At 47.6% G+C, this 18,680-nt stretch carries 21 protein-coding genes and 1 pseudogene; all 22 read right to left on the reverse strand.

The features are described from left to right. Positions 1-2: 2 nt before the first annotated feature. The 22 genes and pseudogenes from DT065_RS03210 to xerC all read right to left on the reverse strand — a co-directional run bounded on the left by DT065_RS03210 (position 3) and on the right by xerC (position 18,361). A complete protein-coding gene (locus DT065_RS03210) occupies positions 3-365 on the reverse strand; it encodes a response regulator (RefSeq protein ID WP_114370835.1) in 363 nt (120 codons plus the stop codon). A 13-nt stretch (positions 366-378) separates the two neighbouring features. Next, positions 379-1,575 (reverse strand): flagellar motor switch phosphatase FliY, encoded by a 1,197-nt coding sequence (fliY, locus tag DT065_RS03215; RefSeq protein ID WP_114370837.1) that lies wholly within the window; start codon positions 1,573-1,575, stop codon positions 379-381. Continuing rightward, positions 1,576-2,562, reverse strand: coding sequence for a flagellar motor switch protein FliM (fliM, locus tag DT065_RS03220; RefSeq protein WP_114370839.1), 987 nt, complete (start codon positions 2,560-2,562; stop codon positions 1,576-1,578). A 79-nt stretch (positions 2,563-2,641) separates the two neighbouring features. After that, positions 2,642-3,073: a flagellar basal body-associated protein FliL gene (gene fliL / locus DT065_RS03225; RefSeq protein WP_114370841.1), complete on the reverse strand. Its 432-nt coding sequence runs from the start codon at positions 3,071-3,073 to the stop codon at positions 2,642-2,644. Between the two features lie 259 nt (positions 3,074-3,332). Continuing rightward, complete coding sequence (flgG, locus tag DT065_RS03230) at positions 3,333-4,121, reverse strand: flagellar basal body rod protein FlgG (RefSeq protein ID WP_114370843.1); 789 nt, start codon at positions 4,119-4,121, stop codon at positions 3,333-3,335. A 110-nt stretch (positions 4,122-4,231) separates the two neighbouring features. Beyond that, entirely contained in the window at positions 4,232-4,711 is a 480-nt protein-coding gene (gene flgD, locus DT065_RS03235) for a flagellar hook assembly protein FlgD (RefSeq protein WP_227002711.1), read from the reverse strand. 15 nt (positions 4,712-4,726) lie between these two features. Then, entirely contained in the window at positions 4,727-6,025 is a 1,299-nt protein-coding gene (locus tag DT065_RS03240) for a flagellar hook-length control protein FliK (protein ID WP_114370845.1), read from the reverse strand. A gap of 23 nt (positions 6,026-6,048) precedes the next feature. Beyond that, complete coding sequence (locus tag DT065_RS03245; RefSeq protein WP_114370847.1) at positions 6,049-6,609, reverse strand: MotE family protein; 561 nt, start codon at positions 6,607-6,609, stop codon at positions 6,049-6,051. Between the two features lie 4 nt (positions 6,610-6,613). Beyond that, positions 6,614-7,054: a flagellar export protein FliJ gene (gene fliJ, locus DT065_RS03250; protein WP_114370849.1), complete on the reverse strand. Its 441-nt coding sequence runs from the start codon at positions 7,052-7,054 to the stop codon at positions 6,614-6,616. After that, on the reverse strand, positions 7,054-8,373 hold the full coding sequence (fliI, locus tag DT065_RS03255; RefSeq protein WP_114370851.1) for a flagellar protein export ATPase FliI: 1,320 nt from the start codon (positions 8,371-8,373) through the stop codon (positions 7,054-7,056). The genes fliJ and fliI overlap by 1 nt, the downstream gene beginning before the upstream one ends. 280 nt (positions 8,374-8,653) lie before the next feature. Further along, positions 8,654-9,445, reverse strand: a complete 792-nt coding sequence (gene fliH, locus DT065_RS03260) for a flagellar assembly protein FliH (RefSeq protein WP_160112375.1) — start codon at positions 9,443-9,445, stop codon at positions 8,654-8,656. After that, positions 9,438-10,451 carry a flagellar motor switch protein FliG gene (gene fliG / locus DT065_RS03265; RefSeq protein ID WP_114370855.1) on the reverse strand — a complete coding sequence of 338 codons (1,014 nt, stop codon included), beginning with the start codon at positions 10,449-10,451 and terminating at the stop codon, positions 9,438-9,440. The genes fliH and fliG overlap by 8 nt, the downstream gene beginning before the upstream one ends. A 12-nt stretch (positions 10,452-10,463) precedes the next feature. Then, a complete protein-coding gene (fliF, locus tag DT065_RS03270; RefSeq protein ID WP_114370856.1) occupies positions 10,464-12,044 on the reverse strand; it encodes a flagellar basal-body MS-ring/collar protein FliF in 1,581 nt (526 codons plus the stop codon). 36 nt (positions 12,045-12,080) lie between these two features. Next, complete coding sequence (fliE, locus tag DT065_RS03275; protein WP_227002712.1) at positions 12,081-12,413, reverse strand: flagellar hook-basal body complex protein FliE; 333 nt, start codon at positions 12,411-12,413, stop codon at positions 12,081-12,083. Positions 12,414-12,439: 26 nt separating this feature from the next. After that, positions 12,440-12,892: a flagellar basal body rod protein FlgC gene (gene flgC, locus DT065_RS03280; RefSeq protein ID WP_193550798.1), complete on the reverse strand. Its 453-nt coding sequence runs from the start codon at positions 12,890-12,892 to the stop codon at positions 12,440-12,442. A 1-nt stretch (position 12,893) separates the two neighbouring features. Continuing rightward, positions 12,894-13,280 (reverse strand): flagellar basal body rod protein FlgB, encoded by a 387-nt coding sequence (flgB, locus tag DT065_RS03285; protein ID WP_114370858.1) that lies wholly within the window; start codon positions 13,278-13,280, stop codon positions 12,894-12,896. Positions 13,281-13,686: 406 nt separating this feature from the next. Beyond that, the gene (locus DT065_RS18720) at positions 13,687-13,824 is read right to left on the reverse strand and encodes a hypothetical protein (protein WP_160112376.1); all 138 of its coding nucleotides are present in this window, start codon (positions 13,822-13,824) and stop codon (positions 13,687-13,689) included. Between the two features lie 587 nt (positions 13,825-14,411). Further along, positions 14,412-14,528, reverse strand: a pseudogene (locus DT065_RS19560) (heavy-metal-associated domain-containing protein); the annotation flags it as partial. 125 nt (positions 14,529-14,653) lie between these two features. Then, positions 14,654-15,436 carry a GTP-sensing pleiotropic transcriptional regulator CodY gene (gene codY, locus DT065_RS03300; protein WP_114370864.1) on the reverse strand — a complete coding sequence of 261 codons (783 nt, stop codon included), beginning with the start codon at positions 15,434-15,436 and terminating at the stop codon, positions 14,654-14,656. Between the two features lie 27 nt (positions 15,437-15,463). Then, positions 15,464-16,870 (reverse strand): ATP-dependent protease ATPase subunit HslU, encoded by a 1,407-nt coding sequence (gene hslU / locus DT065_RS03305; RefSeq protein WP_114376042.1) that lies wholly within the window; start codon positions 16,868-16,870, stop codon positions 15,464-15,466. Between the two features lie 34 nt (positions 16,871-16,904). Then, the gene (gene hslV / locus DT065_RS03310) at positions 16,905-17,444 is read right to left on the reverse strand and encodes an ATP-dependent protease subunit HslV (protein WP_114370866.1); all 540 of its coding nucleotides are present in this window, start codon (positions 17,442-17,444) and stop codon (positions 16,905-16,907) included. A gap of 11 nt (positions 17,445-17,455) precedes the next feature. Continuing rightward, complete coding sequence (gene xerC / locus DT065_RS03315; protein WP_114370868.1) at positions 17,456-18,361, reverse strand: tyrosine recombinase XerC; 906 nt, start codon at positions 18,359-18,361, stop codon at positions 17,456-17,458. Between the last annotated feature and the right edge of the window lie 319 nt (positions 18,362-18,680).

Raw genomic sequence — 18,680 nt, forward strand, 5'->3', positions numbered from 1 at the left:
GTCTAACTGAGGGTTTTTTGAACCGCATCAAGCACTCGATCAGCTTGAAAAGGCTTCACGACAAAATCTTTGGCTCCGGCTTGAATCGCATCGATGACCATCGCTTGTTGTCCCATCGCGGAACACATAATCACTTTTGCCTGAGCATCAAATGCCAATATTTCCTTTAATGACTGGATTCCGTCCATTTCCGGCATCGTAATATCCATCGTTACGAACGTAGGATTCAATTCCTTGTATTTTTCCACTGCTTCTTGTCCGTTTTCCGCTTCTCCGGCAATCACGTATTGATTCTTTTCCAATATGTCCTTGATCATCATCCGCATAAACGAAGCATCATCTACGATAAGCACGCTGCTTGCCATTTCTTTCTCTCCTTTAGTCATTTCTTAAGTGTTGCAATCGTTGTTCACGGCTGGCGATGTCGGTTACACGTACCCCAAAATTTTCATCAATGACAACGACTTCGCCTTTCGCCACCAAACGCTGATTGACGAGAATATCTACCGGTTCTCCGGCAAGTTTGTCCAACTCAATGATCGACCCTTGTGTAAATTGAAGAATATCCTTGATCGAGCGGCTCGTTCTCCCCAATTCGACGGTCACATCCAAGGGGATGTCCATCAACATGTTAAGATTTTGAGCCTCGGCGGCCTGTAATCCCCCATCATCGAAATCATGAAAAGCGGCCGGTTGTACGCTTCGTTGGGAAGTGTCATCTTGCACGTTGGATGCCGTCCGCCCCCCTTCTACATTTACACTTCTTTCATTTATTGTTTCATTTATTGCAAGTGAAGGGGGTTCTTCGGTGCTACCTTTCTCCTCTTGATTTTCATTCTCTGAATGAAGCAATTGAGTCGTCATCTCCCTTGCAAAAGGCACGGTGACTAACTGCATAATGGTAGAATCGATCATATTCCCCACACGCAACCGAAAGGAAATTTTGATCAATGTCGATTCGTCGGACAGCTCCTCTGTGCCGGAGCCTTCAAACGTATCGAGCACATCGATGCTGGGAGGGGTAATATTTACACGCAAGCCAAAGATCGTTGACATCGATGTCGAAGAGCTCCCCATCATTTGATTCATGGCTTCCTGAATGGCGCTGATGTGCATGTCGTTAAGCTCAGCTGCCGGGTTTATGCCGTCTCCGCCCAACATTAGATCAGCAATGATTTTTGCGTCATTTTCCTTGATGACGAGAAGATTCGTTCCTTTAAATCCTTGCGTGTATTTCACGTGAACAGCCACATGCGGGACCGGAAACTCCTCATGCAAAAGATCAAATTCAATGGCCTGTACGATGGGCGTCGTGATCGATACCTTTTGGTTAATCAACTCGGACAACGCGGTGGCAGCACTCCCGAAAGAAATATTTCCGATTTCACCGAGGGTATCCTGTTCAACATCGGTTAAATACTGATTTACATCTAAGGCTGCTTTCGTTGGAGACGGGGGATAGCCGTCTTCCTGCATGTCGTTGCTTTTCGTTTCTCCTGTCCCGTCGTCTTCAAAACCTTCGAGCAAACGATTGATTTCCTCTTGGGACAGCTTCTCATCTCCATGGTCGTTCATTTACTCATCGACCTCCTTGAAGTCCTCGGTCACTTGCACGGCAAGCCGTTGGTTCTTTTTCCCGGCCTGCACATAAAATTTCGGCTCGCTGCCTACATAGGCGATGAGTGGATCGTTTACGCCTTGAGCTAGTTCAATGACATCCCCTTTATTCAAATAAAGCAGTTCTTCGACACTAATCGTTGAGTGGCCCAGCACTGTTTGCAATGTCAATTGCGCCTGGCGAACCGATGTCTCTATTTTTTGTTCTTCCTGTTCATCACGCGTTTTTTTCGTCGTTTGCATCCAATAATGACCCGTCAATTTCGGCAAAATTTCTTCGAGCACCACATACGGCAAACATACGTTAATCATTCCGGCTGACTCCCCAACCGTTGCCGAAAGAGAGACGACTACGACTGTTTCATTAGGCGAAACCATTTGCATAAATTGGGGGTTTACTTCCAAATCAATCATCTTCGGTTCAATTTCAATGACGGACTGCCACGCCTGTTGAAAACTATCCATTAAATGATCCGACATTTGCGAAAGAATGCGTGCCTCGATTTCAGTCAAATTTTCGATCTTGTTATAATCGGATCCCGCTCCTCCTAAAATGCGGTCAAGCATGGCGTAGCCAATCTGGGGATTCATCTCGATTAACAACCGCCCTTCCAGCGGGGGCGCTTCAAACGCGTGAAGCAAGGTCATTTTCGGAATTGAACTTATGAATTCTTCATAGGGCAACTGCTCGACAGAGGCAACGGACATTTGCACAAAGGTCCGTAACCTGGCAGATAGCGTTGTCGTAAACAGACGGGCAAAATTTTCATGCATGCGCGTCAGCGTTCGGATTTGATCTTTAGAAAACCGAAGGGCCCGTTTAAAATCATACGTCGTTATTTTTTTTTCATCGATCTCCTTGCGCAATTCCTCCGCATCCTTTTCCCCCGTGGACAACGCTGACAACAAGTCATCGATTTCGCCTTGCGAGAGTACGTCTGCCATAACTACCAACTCCGGTTCTTCAATGTTTCTTCTTCCTTCCAATACACTTTTTCGCGTGCATGGGAGCTAAGGGCGACCGTCATCGTATAATCCGACTCGTCGTATACACTCTTTCCACTTCTCCGGTGTCAAGCAAGTCATTGATATCTTCTTGTAAATCGGCTTCCAACGTTTGTAATCCATCCGAACTGCCCAGTTCATCCGCGTCCATCTCCGCCAACCGATGAATGATGGCATTTTTTATTTGAAAGTCCCGTTTCTGCAATTCTTCTCTCGTATCGTTTGCATCTGCCTGAATCCGGAAAGAGGCACGTACGTAATGATCACCGGCCAGATTCGTGGTTAACTCGTCTGTGTCCCAAGAACGGTCGATCACCTCATCGATCCCGGGCTCTGGATCTTCCGCCGCTGACTCACCATCCGGTTGAATAGCAAGAAAAAACGTCGTCGTAATGCTGACGAGCAACACCACGATAACAATGCTCAAGGTAATGATTACCTTTTTCATCATGACGTTCCCCTCTCTGCCGCATGGCCAAAATTTTTATCGCTTAAAAAAACAATGAATATTCGCTTCTTCAGACAATCAAACAAGTCGTTTATGCGGCGGTACCTTCCCTGTTGCGCCTTTAGCCGGATGAATATGTAGGTTCGGCGGACGAGCCGTCCGCACAGGAGATGCCGTTGCCGGCGTTTCCCCTAAAAAGCAGCTGTGTTAGCCGACGCATCTTCCAGCAGAGAGGAGACCCCCGTCTGATAGAAGGTTTAACTTATTTCAAATTCATGATCTCTTGCAAGACTTCATCGGACGTCGTAATAATGCGTGTATTTGCTTGTAAGCCACGTTGCCCAGAAATCATTTCTACGAACTCTTCGGAAAGATCAACGTTTGACATTTCCAGCATGCCCGGGGCTATCACACCGGCACCATCATCTCCCGGTGCCAATTCGTTAGCTGCTCCCGAGTTGCTCGTTTCCCCGTATAAATTACCGCCCAAGCTTTCCAACCCTTCCGGATTCGCGAATGTGGCGAGACCAATTGTTCCCGCTTCTTCTGGTTCTCCGTCAATCACTTGCGTCACCGTACCATCGCTGCCGATGCTGAAATTGGAGGCTTCTTCAGCGATATTAATCATCTCGCCACCGTCACTTAACACGTAATGACCATCTGCGGTCACGAGGTCCCCTTCACTATCACGTGAAAAATTACCCGCACGTGTGTAAGTTTCTCCGCCATCCGGATTTAAAACGCGAAAAAAACCGTCCCCTTCAATCGCGAGGTCAAGTTCGCGGCTCGTCGGTTGCATCGCCCCCTGGGTATGAAGCGTATCGATGGAGCCGGTTTGAGTGCCCAGCCCAACTTGTGTCGGGTTTGTCCCCCCTTGATCTCCGTCGGGTGCTGTTGCTCCTTGCATTTGTTGGCTCATCATGTCCTGAAAAGTAAAACGTCCTTTTTTAAACCCATGCGTATTCACATTAGCAATATTATCCCCGATAACGTCCAATTTCGTTTGATGGTTTTGCAAACCGGAAATCCCGGAATACATGGATTGCAACATAGAATAAACCCTCCTGTTAATAAGATAAACCGTTTATGTTGAACTATTTTTCATTTCTTTTAAGCCATTCTAGTGTATCGCTCATTTATATTCGACGGCCTTCAAACACCCTAGTCCTCTGCTTCCTCATTTTCATGGTCCAATCCAACTTGGGCTACTTGCCTGCTGTCAATCCAGCGCCCTTGATCGAGGAGCAGTTCGATATTCCCGTGTTCACTCCTGCGTACGGAAAGGACTTCGTTTTCCGCGTACTGGATGTCTCCGTGATCTTCATCAACGAGGCTTGCCCATTTGATCGTCGTTCCGATTAACTCGCTTTGTTGAACGAGAGCATTGCCTTCTTGCCGATCCACGAAACGTTGAATCGCTTCGTTCATATTCGTCATTTGTTCCAAAGTGGAAAACTGCGCCATCTGGGCAATAAATTCTCGGTCATCCATCGGATCAAGGGGATCCTGGTTTTGCAATTGGGCAATTAAAATTTTTAAAAAATCATCCTTTCCCAGCATGGCGCCTTCCGGTTCAGCAATCTGTCCTTCGTTCATGCTTCTTTCGCCCGAAGCAGCCGTGGCCTGCACGTTCATGTTCATTCCTTTTTCACCTGCCTATCCTTCCTGATTTAATGTCGCTTCTAACCATTCTTCAAAAGATGGAAGGTATCCTTCAGCCCTTTCTTCATCGCTTTCTTCTTCAAAAGCGGAAGTGCCGTCATCCGTCGAGGGCTTTCCTTCTCTTTGATCGTCGGCAACTTGGGAATGGGCTTCCTCGACAACGATTCGCTCCACCGGCAACTGTTGGTGATGGAATGCATTTCGAAGATTGGGTAGCTGGGTTTCCACCAATTCACGGGCCATCGCTGTTGTCGTCACGAGCCTTGCTTGTAACACTCCGTTATCCCTTGTAATTTGCACATCTAACCGCCCCAGGCTTTCAGGGTATAGTTTAATCGACAGTTGCTGTCGCCCTTCTCCATCCGAACGCAAGTGTCCTTTACTGAGTGCTTGTTGAAATTGGTTCATGAAAGCAACCGCCCGAGCATGTTCGGTTTTTTGATCGCCTAGATGAACATGCAACTGTTCCCCCTGATTCAAGGCTTGCATCGCCATCGTCTCATTGAAAACGAATGCAGAAGGAGGCGGAGCCCCGTGGTTGAGGTTCGGTAAAATCGTATCCATCTTTACAGCAGCATGGGAAGATGCGGACCGATCATGGCGGGGGGCAAATTCCGTTGTTTTTCCGACTTCCTTCGTATGGTTGGAAACCTCCCGATGTTTTGGCGATCCCGCATCCCTTCCCATCGCCGGGTTCAACTGTTTGACATAATGGGATAGCTTCTCACGTATCGGCTTCGCATGTTCGCCCTTTTGAGCGACAAAAGCGATAAAAGCCATTAATGGCGGGATGCCGGCCTCCCTCATTTCTTCAGTGAATGCAAATGCCTCATCGATCTCCGTGGCTATCGCTACCTCTTCACTGTTTGGGAAAACTGTTTCAAGCATTTCCTCAATGGAAATCTCTGCATCCATGAAAGACGTTGCTATTTTTTCAACATCGGAGGAGAGGGCAACTCCTTCGTCTTCACTCAACGCTTCTTCTGTCATCATCATCGCCATTTCCCAATCCATGTTCCCTAAGAAAGGTTCGGACTCCGAAGAGGATGGAATCCGTTCCCTCAACGCATCTAGGAGGGCTTGCCCGTCTGACAAATCTTTTTCAAACGTATCTTGACTACTCTGTAATCCTTCCTTTTGCGGAAATGCTTCGTACTTTTCTTGAAAATGAGCAAGCCGTTGCCCGAACGTTTGATCATGGTTTTCGCCCATCCCCTTCATGGAGGCCCGGGTCGGAACGAACGTCGAAACTCCTTCCTTGAGAGGAAACGCCTGTAATCCTGCTGGAATCACCTTTTCACCCCCTTCCTAAAAATCTAATCGGTAAGTAAAGACGTAATTTCCGCGGCTCGTTCCGGATCCATATTTGCCAGAATCGTCGACCGACTATCATCATTCATCTCCGCCATGTGTTGCAAAACCTCATCATTTGTAAGTTCTTCCATAATTTCAGCAGCCTGGCCCGGCCTCATATTTTCATAGACGCGGGCAATCCTCGTTAGCTCTTCCGGGGCTTCAGCTTCATCAAGCTCCTCTGCACTTGCTTCAAAGGTTTCATCCTCTTCCATTTGCTCGATCTCTTCGTCCAATTCATCAATGGTATCTTGCGCTTGCTGAAGCTGCTGCTCAAGGTGGACAATCTCTTCATCTTTTTCGGTAAGGAACGATTCATGTTCTGCCCCATCGTCTTCGTCTTCGCTTATCCAAGTGGATACAAGCGGCCATTGAGCGACCGTTGTACGTAATTGTTCCATCGGGCTCAACCCCAACACCGATAAGAAAATTCCCCCAATAACAACGAGGATGGCCCCGGGAAGGACAAGGAACAGTAACAAACGTTTGAAGCCGTTTCCCTTTTCCTCTTTTTGATTGGCCATTCCGTCACCTGCTTTGCATCACTTGTCGAGAAGCGAGTTCATCCATGAGCTTTTGATCTTGTTTCTTTTTTTTCCGGACATGTGCTTCCCACTTGTGTCCTTTCATCTTTTCGTATTTTTTTGCCTCGATCGTTGCCGTTTGCCATTCTTTTTTCCGTTTAACCATCGCCTTGCGCGCCGCATTTGTTTTCGCTTGGCTATGCTCGATGGCCGTTTCAATGGTTTTTCTTGCTAATTGTTTGCTCTGCAGCGCAGCGACCGTCGTGCCTGCCTTGCAATCTTGCGTATGGCTATCATCAAGGGTTTCACGCGCTTTCAACCATTGATATAATTCGTAGCCAACAGTTTCGAATTTTCCGGCGGCTTCTTCGTACTCTTTTTGGCGCTCGGCAGCTTCCCGTTCTTTCACTTCCAACACCTTTTCAAGAGTAAACGTAAAAGACATTACACATCATTCCCTTTCCTTGCCAGCAGCTGTAACGCTTCAACCGTCTTCGATAAAGGGTAGGCGTTCTCGACTCCCTGTTGCAAAAATTCCTGAATCGCAGGTTGCAATTGGATGGCTTGATCCACTTCTTTTGACGTCCCTTGCTTATAAGCGCCTACTTGAATCAAATCCTCGCTCTCTTCATAGGTAGCCAAGTGTTGCCGAATCGTTGTAGCGGCTTCCCTATGTTCCTTTGAAACAATATCCGTCATCAAACGGCTGATGCTTTTTAAAACATTTAAAGCCGGATAATGCCCCTTGTTTGCCAATTTTCGATCAAGAATGAAGTGACCGTCTAAAATCCCCCGTACAGCATCGGCAATCGGTTCATCCATATCATCGCCATCGACAAGCACTGTATAGAAAGCGGTGATCGACCCCTGTTCATTCGCTCCTGATCGTTCCAGCAGTTGCGGCAAAAGGGAAAAGACGGAAGGGGTGTACCCTTTTGTCGTCGGTGGCTCCCCGGTGGCAAGACCGATTTCACGTTGGGCCATCGCGAAGCGAGTGACGGAATCCATCATTAAATTAACGGTTTTTCCTTGGTCGCGAAAATATTCCGCGATCGCCGTCGCCGTCATCGCCCCTTTGATACGAACGAGAGCCGGTTGATCGGAAGTGGCGACGACAACAATTGTGTTCTTCAACCCTTCCTCACCGAGATCTTCTTCAACAAAATCTTTGACTTCCCGGCCCCGTTCACCGATAAGCGCGATCACATTGATGGTAGCTTCCGAGAATTTTGCAAGCATCGCCATCAAGGTGCTTTTTCCGACACCACTGCCGGCAAAGATACCGACTCTTTGGCCTTCGCCAACCGTTAACATGCCATCAACCGCTCGTACGCCCAGGGAAAGCGGCTTGACAATTCTGGGGCGTCTCAGCGGATTCGGCGGTTCCCTGTCAACAGCGGTTTTATTTAAGCCCTTGGGGAGCTCGCCGCCATCAAGCGTCCTCCCCAAACCATCAATGACCTTTCCTATTAATCTTGTTCCCACACCGATTTCCAAAGGTTTTCCCGTGCTCTTCACTAGAGAGCCGGGCTGAATATTTGCGGTTTGGGAATAAGGCATCAATAAAATGTATGTGTCCTTAAAACCGACGACTTCCGCACGTATCGGTTCACGGTTGCAATCCGTGAAAATCAAACATAGCGTTCCTACAGCCGCTTGCGGCCCTTGCGCCTCGATGGTAAGACCGACCACACGCGTCACTTTCCCCATCCATTTCAACGTACGAACGTCATCAATCTGCTCTTTCATATCCGCGGCTTTCATCGAATTAGGCTGTCAGAGACTCGTGACTTTAGTCATGAGAGGAGACAGTCTGCACTTCCCTTCTCTTTTTGGATCTGCGCGTTAATAATGTGCTTGCTCTTTCAACGGCTCTTCATTTTTTGTCATTAGCACTCTTATGGACAGGCGTACCATCTAACAATCTCAAATCACACACGACAGGGCCAGGAGCTAGAGCAGGCAGTCCGGGGTGTCGTGACACAAACAACGTAGCCAATGAAGGCTTAGGCTAGTCAATAAGGGCTTTTGCAAGCACGCGACTTTAGTCTCGGGTTGTTGACGGCTCCCTCTCCCTGTCAAGCAATTCGTGAAGTTCGGTTTGCAATACTTCTAGCTGATCGTCTAATGAAGCTACCAAACGCCCGTATGGCGTTTCGATGATGCATCCATTTTTTTCCAAATCTTCATCCGGGAAAAACCGAACGCGTTCTGTATGACTGAGAAGAGCTTGCCACTCCTCCCGTTGTTGAACGGTTTCCCGGTAACGATCCGGATGGACAAAAATATCGACCTCCTGTTGATCTTTTACTTCCCGGAGGGCTTGTCTTACGAATTGAGACCAGTGGTTTTCCATTTCCAGCTTTTCACCAAGGATTTTTTCGGCTAGCCTCACGGCCAGGTCGATAATCGTAGGCTCAGCACCATCCATGTATTGGCGGTAATCCTCGTGAGCGGCGGTGACAACGTCTTCGGCTTCGGCAATAATGGCTTGATACGTCTCATAGCCTTTTTCCTTTCCTGCTTGAAACCCCTTTTCTTCCCCTTTGCTTTTTGCATCCTTGTATGCTGCTTCAATGGTTTCATCCAGGGAGGCACGGGCTTCTTCCATCTCTTTTTCCATCTGTTCCTTTTCCGATTGTGCCTTCGCGATGATGGCTTCCGCTTCTTCATGGGCGTCGGTTAGCATTTGTTCCTTTTTGTCGGGCGAAGATTCCGGCGCCTCTTCGTCCACTTCGGGATTTATGCCGCTTTTTTCACGTATCGGCTGCAACAGTACAGCGTGGGGATTGTTCGCCTTTATGGTTGATGTTTTTGCTTTAATAATGTTAGACAACAATATCGTCTCCCCCGCCACGGGCAATGACGATCTCGCCAGCTTCTTCCAACCTCCGTACGGTTCCGACGATTCGCATTTGCGCTTCTTCCACGTCTTTTAAGCGAACGGGGCCCATGTACTCCAATTCTTCTTGAAACGTTTCGGCCATCCGCGTGGACATGTTGCTGAAAATGATCGTTTTCACTTCGTCACTGACCATTTTTAAAGAAAGCTGTAAGTCTTCTTGTCCCGCTTCGCGAATGATGCGTTGGATCGAGCGGTTATCAAGGGTGACGATATCTTCGAAGACGAACATCCGCTTTTTGATCTCATCCGCAAGTTCCGGGTCTTGAATTTCCAGCGCATCAATAATCGTCCGCTCCGTCCCCCGGTCGACGCTATTCAACACATCCACGACCGATTCAATCCCGCCCGCTTCTTTGTAGTCTTGAGAGACAGACGAAGAAAGTTGCCGTTCAAGGATGCCTTCCACTTCGTTGATGACTTCCGGAGAAGTGCTGTCCATCAATGCGATTCTTTTCGCAACATCCGCTTGTACTTCGGAGGGTAATTCCGAGAGAATTTGTCCTGATTGCTCTGCATCCAGATAAGAAAGAACGAGGGCGATCGTTTGGGGATGTTCATTTTGGATGAAATTCAAAATCTGCATTGGTTCAGCTTTGCGGGCAAAATGAAACGGACGAACTTGAAGCGTTGACGTAAGCTTCGTGATAATGGACATGGCTTCTTCTTCTCCGACGGCTTTTTCCAACACGTCCCGCGCGTAGCCGATCCCGCCTTGCGTCATATAATCTTGGGCAACCGCGAGCTGGTGAAATTCACCAATGATTTTATCTTTCGTCTCGCTATCTACTTTTCGAACGTTGGCGATCTCTAGTGTCAACTGTTCAATTTCTTCCGGCTGCAACTGCTTGTATACGCTAGCCGAAACATCGGGTCCCATGGAGATGAGAAGAACTGCGGCTTTTTGCTTGCCGGTCATTTCTTTTTTCCCTCTCGCCATTGCTACTCCCCCCTAATCATCCGACAGCCATGTGCGGAGAAGTTTGGAAAATTCCTCCGGTTTTTCTTTCGCTAACCTTTCTAAGCGCTGCCGCTGCTCCCCTTCGAGCGAATGGTCTTCTTTCGGAATGTCTTCAAGCGGAACACGCGCTTCCTCCACTTCTTCATCGTTAATAACATAACGATTACGTCTGCTTAAAAAGACAATGGCTACAATTGCCGCCAGGATGCCAAGCGCCAATAGGTATACCCATGCCGGTATTCCGGCAGATTCCGGTTCTTCCTCGGTTTCCATATTGCCCATAAATGGCTGGGCGGAAACAAAAATTTTATCCGTGATGTCTCCATCTTCCATGTCTTCCAAATAGGTGTCGTCGATGCTCGTTGTAACGACCGTTTCCAAAATTTCTTCAATGTTATCGACCGTTTCTGTCGGCAGCGACAGCATGTCCTCCGGGTCCGGTGGTTCAACAACGACTTGTATGCCTAAATCCCTTAACTTGTAAGGACTTTCCTGGATTTGGCGATGAATGCGATTGACATCGCTGTTCACACGTTCTTCGACTCTTTCGTAATCGCCGTCCTCTCCGGCGGCAACACCTGGATAGTTGGCAATGTCATCTTCCCCTGTTCCGGCAACACCTTCTTCGGGAACTTCTTCCCCTTCATACGTTTCGATGATCGACTCTGCACTGATCTCGATTCCTTCCATTTGCTCTTCATCAACCGGTTCCACCAGTTCCTCTTCTCTCGTTTCCTGGGTGAAATCGATATCTGTGGTCACCGAAACCATCACTTTGTTCTGCCCCATCATCGTGCCCAACATTTGTTGCAGTTGTTGTTGCAGGTCGCTTTCGACCGTACGGCTGATCTCCCGTTGCTGATCATAGGCCTGTTGCGTTCCATCGATGGTTCCATGATCCTCATAATGGTATTGATTCGCCTGCTGGTCCGTAATCGTGATATTGTCAACAGGCAATTCGGGAATGCTTCTTGCAGCGAGATGATACAGGGCCTGAACATTTTCCTGATCCAGTTGATAGCCACCGGAAAGCGTGAGAACAATGGAAGCGTTGGATTCTTCCGGTTCATCACTCACCCATACCGTTTCCTCCGGAAGCGTGACCATAACGTCTGCTTGCGAAACACCATCCATCGACTGCATCAAGTTACCAAGTTCCGTTTCCAGCGTCGCTTTTTCCATGACGGAAAATTCATTTTCCGTCATGCCGAAACCAAGTTGTTCCTGAAAATCTTCATAACCGATGGAGCCGCTTTGCGGAACCCCTTCCGCAGCCAATTCCACTTTTAGCTGATCAACGCTTTCCCTCGGCACTAAAATAGCCGTGCCGTCATCGGTTACTTCCGAAGGGATCCCTCTACTGTCGAGCGTTTCTTTTATCTGGCCGGTCTCTTCAACGGGCAAATCATTGTACAACGGGGCATAGTTCGTCCGTATACTGAAAAAAATGAGCAGCACGATGAACACGAGAAGTAACAGTGCCCCACCAATGATGAGCAGTTGCTGGTTTCTTGTTCTTTTCGACCAATACTCCCGGATTTTATTTCTGTACATATGTATCTTTTCGTTCATTTATTGCCGCTCACTTTCCCCATCAAGTTCAGGCGCCTACAAAGTCATTCTCATTACGCTATCATAAGCGTCAATTACTTTATCCCGCACTTCTACCGTTGCCTGCAAAGCCACACCTGCCTTCTCGGAAGCGATAAAGACATCATGCAGGTTGTCCACTTCTCCGGTCAGCAGTTGCTCTGTCTTCTCCTTGGATGCGTCTTGATGATTTTGTACATTTTGCAACGCTTCGTTTAGCATATTCCCAAAGCTGTTTTGTGCTTCGTCCGTACGTACCTGTTCGCTCTGCCCGGGGTCCGTCGAGCTTTTCGACGCCCGCGGGGATAACGGCGATAGGGCCATCTCTCCGGGTGGGTGTCCTTGAATCATCGGCGTTGTTCCTCCTCCTTTTGCTCTTAGCTTCGTCCGATTTCCATGGCGTTCATTTTCATGGCCTTATGGGCATCAAACACCGTGACATTCGCTTCATAAGATCGTGTCGCCCCCATGACATCCACCATCTCTTTCAGCGGATCAACGTTGGGGAGTTGCACATTTCCATCCTCATCCGCATCCGGATGCCCCGGTTGATGCATCGTTTGGAAAGGCGTCTGATCCTCAACGATGCCGGTCACTTGCACACCGCTTGTTTGTTCCCTTTCCGCGTTTTGCAATTGGGAAGCAAACGAAGGCCGGTTTTCCTCGGACCCCATCGTGACCATTTTTCGTCGGTAAGGTTCCCACTCCCCATCGACCATTTGTCCTCTCGTCGCTGATGCATTCGCCATATTCCCCGACGCCGTATCCATGCGCAGGCGTTGCGCGGTTAAGGCGGAAGCCGTCGCGTTCATGCCATCAAACATAGCCATGCTATTGCCCTCCCAAAGCGGTTTTCAAACTGCCAAACTGTCCGTCCATTCGATCAATGAGCGCGGATTGATAGATTTGGTTGTTAGCCATCGCCGCCATCTCTTTGTCCATATCTACACTGTTGCCGTTATGATTGTAGCTTCGGCTGCGATCAACGGATGTGTAGGCCTCACGATGACCTGAACCAAAGTTAACATGCCGCCCGTCCGTCTTTTGGGAGTCAAACTGTCGCTTTGCATCATCCAATGTATGTTCAAAGTTTGCTTGCCGTGCTTTATAGTTCGGTGTATCTGCATTTGCAATGTTGTTCGCGATCGTATTTTGTCGAAGTTCGGCTCCGTCTAGCCCATTGTGCAATTGATCAATGGTCGATGAAAACAAAGTCAAGGTGCCTAACCCCCTTTCAAAAAATAACTCAAACGTTTAACCCAGTTCTATATACTTGTTACTTATGTTGGATTTAATTCGTCCTCTTCATTGTATAAAAAAAACAAGTGAAATGTCTAATAGAATCGAAAAAAATCGAAAATCAGTAAGTTTTATCTATGAAAATAGAAATTTCATTTCTGTAGAATAGTCTATTATACTCATTTATATTCACATTGAAGTTGTTTGGGCCTACGCTTTTTAATAGAGATATATTGGATAATCTTAAAAATCATCCTGTCTTTAGAATTAGAAAAACTCGGTTTTTGTCGGTTTTTCCAAAATAACAAAATCTTAGTCTTTCTTGGCGTATAAAAAAATAACACCCCACATCGTTTTATATTGTCTGGTTTCTTTCGTCCTTTTATTATATCAACACGTCACCAACAAACCGATCGCCCGCTGTATTATAGACGAAGGCAAAGAACAGGTTCTGGCGAATGTAACGCATCGTCTTCCGGATCATAAGCACGGCATCGGCAACACGGTTCAGGTTTCCGCGCATGAGCGTCCCATCTGCGGGCGCAATGGGCTATATCCGTAGCCGGTAGTGAAGAATGGCTAAAATAGGTGGCCCCCTCAGTTGGGGTATCAAATCACCCGCCCTATGCAAAACAATCGACGAGCCAAGGGTGGGGGTGGACAATGTAATCCATATGCGCTAATACGGAAGTCGAAACAAACAAGGCATCGACATGAAAAGGGACGAAAAGCAACAAATGTGTCGAAGAAAGGACGACATTGGCATGAAATTGGGGCAAAGACCTACTTGGAAGTCGAAGCATCCTTGGCTTCGGCATGAAAAAGGAAGCGAGCGCAACAACTATTCCGAAGCATGCACCCGATTCATCTATACACCGAAACACTGCTCATGGCTCAATCAAATTGACATTTGGTTTAGCATATCTATCCCGTGATCGAATCAATTCAAGAGCCAGCTTCCGCCTAGAAGACTTGGCTTATCGATGGACGCACTATATCGATGATTATCATCGGATTTCTGGCGAAGCTGTTTCGATGGACGTATAAAGGTCGTCCTTTACAGGTGTGACCGTTTACTTCAGGTATTCTTCACTAGTGCCATGCCAATGTGCGCATCGGATTGAAACGCACGTTTATTTTTTCCAACGCTAAATTGACATCGGCCTTTTCCACCCCATCGAGCTTGCTCAAGCCCTTTTTAATCCGTGTGGCACGTGTTGCACATGTCCCTTCCGGACATGGCCCCCATAGTCAATGCCATTTTTCATTTCATTCATACCTTTATACATTGCAAAAAAAAGACAGCCCGTCCCCTCGAACAGAGGGGGAGGCTGCCTTACATACTCGTTGTTTTATTCATCATCACGAAGGCGTTCCAATTCGACGAGAAACTTGTTGTTGAGAACTTTAATGTACGTGCCTTTCATGCCCAGCGAGCGGGACTCGATGACACCCGCGCTTTCCAATTTGCGGAGGGCATTTACGATGACCGAGCGCGTGATACCTACACGGTCGGCAATTTTACTGGCTACGAGTAATCCTTCCTTGCCGTCCAACTCTTCAAAAATGTGTTCAACGGCTTCCAATTCACTATACGAGAGGGAACTGATCGCCATTTGGACAACCGCTTTGCTTCGCGCTTCATCTTCGATTTCCGAAGCTTTTTCATGGAGAATTTCCATGCCGACAACGGTCGCCCCGTATTCAGCCAACACCAAGTCATCGTCACTAAAACGGTCGTTTAAACGGGCAAGGATTAACGTCCCCAGACGCTGACCGCCCCCGATGATTGGCACGATCGTTGTGAGTCCGGTACGAAAAAGATCCCGGTTTTCCGTCGGAAACGCGGTATGCTCGCTGTCAATGTCGAGGTTCGGCGAAGTTCCATTGACATTGAAGATCCCTGCTGTGTATTCTTCCGGGAACTGTCGTTCTTCAAGAATCCGGTCGATCTTTTCATGACCAATCTCTTGTTCAATCGAGTAGCCGAGCAATTTCCCTCGACGACTTACGACAAAAACGTTGGCGGCAATCACGTCGCTTAACGTTTCTGCCATGTCTTTAAAATCTACATGCTGGCCTGTCGTCTTTTGCAACATATCATTGATTTGTCTTGATTTCGTTAGTAGTTCCATTGTGAATAATTTCCTCCTATTGGTAAATTACAAAATAAAGTGGCTTGTGTCTTCATTCCCCGCGACATCCGCGAGTTTATCTTCGACATAAGGGTTGGTAATTGTGATTTTTTCCAGCGTAATGTCCGTAGCCTCGAAGGATAACTCTTCAAGCAAGCGTTCGAGTAACGTGTGCAATCGCCGGGCTCCGATATTTTCCGTTTCACGATTCACGTGTTCGGCTAATTCAGCAATCTTGTCAACAGCTTCGTCCGAAAATTCTACATCTATACCCTCCGTTTTCAAAAGTGCCGTGTATTGCTTGAGGAGAGCGTTGTCAGGTTCTCGTAGAATCCTGATAAAATCTTCTTTCGACAAATTCTCCAATTCCACGCGTGTCGGAAAGCGGCCTTGAAGCTCGGGGATTAGATCCGATGGCTTTGACATATGGAACGCACCGGCTGCGACAAATAAAATATGATCGGTTTGGATCGTCCCATATTTTGTCGTTACCGATGCTCCTTCTACGATAGGAAGAATGTCTCGTTGGACGCCTTCCCGGGATACATCGGCGCTGCTGCCTTGTTGTGACCCGGCTACCTTATCGATTTCATCAATAAAAATCATCCCGAGTTGTTCCGTTTTTTTGACTGCTTGGTGGCTGACTTCTTCCATATCTACAAGTTTTTGTGCTTCATCGTCCGTGAGAACGCCTCGTGCTTCTTTCACGGGCAATTGGCGTTGTTTCTTTTTGTTCGGCATCATTTTTCCGAACATTTCCTGCATATTCATGCCCGTTTGTTCCATTCCCGTTCCTTGAAACATATCGGAAAAAGAAGGGCTTTGTTCTTCTACTTCAACCGTGACGAGGTAATCCTCCAATTCGCCAAGGGCGAGTTGGTGGGCGATGCGCTTCCTACGATCCCGATTGCTTTCCCGTTCCGATTCGCTGTCGGCTTCTTCCTCCGTATCTTCATTGGACGATGCTTGAAAAAGCATTTCAAAGGGATTTTTTTGTTGTTGATTTTTTCGCTTGGTTGGAGCCAATAGTTTCACCAAGCGTTCATTTGCCTGTTTTTCCGCCTGTGGTTTGACCGCTTCCATTTTTTCAGCTTTTACAATACGGACGGCATGATCAACGAGGTCACGCACCATCGCTTCAACGTCGCGGCCAACATACCCTACTTCCGTAAATTTCGTCGCCTCCACTTTGACAAAAGGAGCACCGACGAGTTTCGCCAAGCGACGAGCGATTTCTGTTTTCCCTACCCCTGTCGGGCCGATCATGAGAATATTTTTTGGCGTAATCTCCTCGCGAATACCTTCTGGCACTTTACTGCGTCGATAACGGTTGCGAAGGGCAATCGCTACGGCACGCTTTGCCTCGTTTTGTCCGACGATGAACTGATTGAGCTGATCAACAATTTGACGCGGTGTATGATTAGCATATTCCACCAATTATCACCTTTCCTAACCCATACCCGGGAGGTTATATCTCTTCAATCGTAAGTCGGTCATTGGTGTACACGCAGATTTCACCGGCAGTTTTAAGCGCTTCTTCGGCAATATCCCGAGCTTCGAGATCGGAATGCCTCGCGAGTGCCCGACCGGCTGCAAGTGCGTAGAAACCACCCGAGCCAATGGCCAATATTCCGTCATCGGGTTCAATGACTTCTCCAGTGCCGGCGATCAACAGCAACTGACGATCGTCCATCACGATCAGCATCGCTTCCAGCTTTCTGAGCACCTTGTCGCTACGCCATTCTTTTGCCAACTCGCGGGCTGCCCGTTGCATTTGGCCACCGTATTCCTGTAATTTCCCCTCAAATTTCTCGAATAATGTAAACGCATCGGCGACCGAGCCTGCAAATCCCGCGAGCACCTTTCCGTTATAAATTTTGCGTATTTTTTTGGCACTATGTTTCATGACCGCAGCCTGCCCCATCGTTACTTGGCCGTCCCCGGCCATGGCGCCTTGGCCATTATGGCGAACGGCAAAGATGGTTGTAGCGTGAAAAGTGGGCTCCATAACGACTCCTTTCAGGCACGCGGATGCGCCCCGTTATAAATCATACGTAATCGTTCGGTTGTCACATGCGTATAGCGCTGGGTCGTTGATAAATGCTCATGGCCAAGCAACTCTTGAACAGCGCGGAGATCGGCGCCTTCATTCAATAAGTGAGTGGCGAATGAATGGCGTAAACTGTGCGGAGATATTTTTAAACTATGGGAGGCTTCTTGGACTCGTTTATTTAATACGTAGCGTAACCCACGATCCGATAATGCTCCTCCTTTATAATTCAAAAAAAGAGCGGAAGGACGATCTTTTTCGTGATTGGCTAACGTATTTCTCCCATCTTCACAATACTTTATTAAAGCATCGAGGGCATAGGCCCCAATGGGAATGTACCGCTCTTTTCCGCCTTTTCCGGTTACATGTATGGTTTCTGTGTTCAAATCCAAATCGTCGAGCATCAAACCACAACATTCAGAGGCACGTATGCCCGTTGCGTAAAGCAACTCTATGAGCGCGAGATCCCGCTGTTTCAAGGGGTCCTCCCCTTCACAGACATGTAAAAGCATTTCTAGTTCATTCGAATAGAGAAAGCGAGGCAAACGTTGGGTTTGACTCGGAAACCGGGTGAGCGCCACGGGGTTGTTCCGTATTAGTGATTCCCTTTTTAAGAAGCGATAAAACGACCGAATAACAGAAAGTTCGCGGGCGATACTCGTTCTTGCCAATCCTTTGTCATGCAGATAAGTCAAATACATGCGAATGTGGCGATGATTGACAGCACATACATCTACTTGAAGTTCCTCTTGCACATAACGCTTCCAAACGCTCAATTGCCGTCTGTAAGCCGCCATCGTGTGAGGGGTGACATTTTTTTCAACCTGTAAATATTGAAAAAATGCTAAAAAAGGATCTCTAGCGTCAGCACGCATCAGCATTCACCTCATAAAGGAAACTTCCATCAGAGTTTTTCTGATGGGGAAGGAACGTCGACGAGAGACGTCGCATCGATCCATAAGTCTGTCGCCCACCCCACTCCCATATCCGGTACGTGTTTTGCGGAAGTGAAATGCACCTAAACATTGTATGCGCGAGCGACCGTTTCCCGTTCGCGGGAGGTGGAGCGCTTTCCGCTATGATAAGCGTTTAAAGCTTAACATATTGCATCGTGTAAAAGCAAGGATTTATTCAAAAAATTCTGATACGCTTTTCCAATGAGATTTTTTTAACCAAGCGCCTCAGTCACAGCAT

The sequence above is a fragment of the Salicibibacter kimchii genome (assembly GCF_003336365.1).
GTDB lineage: Bacteria > Bacillota > Bacilli > Bacillales > Marinococcaceae > Salicibibacter > Salicibibacter kimchii.